The following is an 841-nucleotide window of genomic DNA, read 5'->3' as shown; positions in this document are numbered from 1 at the left end:
TTTTCAGGAATAATTAATTTTTTAGCTTTATGAAATCTTCCATTATCCAAGACCATTATTTTAAGTTCTTTGGGATTTTCTTTTGAGAAGTTGTTTAGAAATACTTGAAAATTATCCGCATTGCAGTGTGGAAGTATTAATTGAAAATGATCTCCTGTTATTGGAGAAAATGCTCCGGAAAGCCAAGTTGATCTGAATACTTGCTGAAAAGTACAAATTGGTTTCACACCAATAGCAGTAACTGATTTGCCATTGCTAGTGAATAATCCATAACGGGATTCATCTTGAAAATATAGATTTACAGATTTAAAATCCCCCACAGCATTCAGTGCTATTTCTTGGCAGATTCTTCCGAAGTCTTTTTAAAAGAGATTCCTTGGTTTTCATCTTTTTTAGCGTGGCTTTTTCGGGCTATTTTTACGCTTGATTTAAAATTTCTAATGCAGTAATAAAGTAAGGTGTTATAATTGAAGGTTTTCCCCGTTTCTTTTTCAATCCAATCTTTCAATTCAACATAGCCTTGGAGCCCGTTTTGGGGATCGTTGAGTTTTGTTTCCAGCATATCGTGTTCAGCAGAATTGAAAACAGAGGGCTTGAAACCTTTTCTTTGATGTTTCATCAAACCCTCAATTCCTTCATTAATATACAATGTTCTCCATTTATGAACGCTGTTTGGATCGACCATAGCTAATTTAGCAGCCTCACGTTTGGAAATTCCTGTTTTTTCGTTTTGTTTTAAAATCAACAAAACTCTCAAACGCTGACCAATAAATGGAGTAGAATGTTTGAGCAAATTTTTAATTTCTTTTTCCGTTTCCTTGATAGTCAAAATTTTTGAATG

Annotated in this window: 2 protein-coding genes; both read right to left on the bottom strand. The window is 33.5% G+C overall.

Annotated elements, in window-relative coordinates; genetic code table 11:
* Positions 1-320, bottom strand: a 320-nt coding sequence (locus tag IRZ80_RS20765; RefSeq protein ID WP_194644276.1) for a transposase, incomplete at its 3' end; no start/stop codon positions are given.
* A gap of 11 nt (positions 321-331) precedes the next feature.
* On the bottom strand, positions 332-841 hold a 510-nt coding region (locus IRZ80_RS20760), incomplete at its 5' end, for a helix-turn-helix domain-containing protein (RefSeq protein WP_410504327.1).

The organism is Flavobacterium sp. HJJ (assembly GCF_015351475.1).
GTDB classification, from domain to species: domain Bacteria; phylum Bacteroidota; class Bacteroidia; order Flavobacteriales; family Flavobacteriaceae; genus Flavobacterium; species Flavobacterium marginilacus.
The sequence above is the reverse complement of the archived record's forward strand: the minus strand, read 5'-3'. Positions and strand labels throughout refer to the sequence as shown.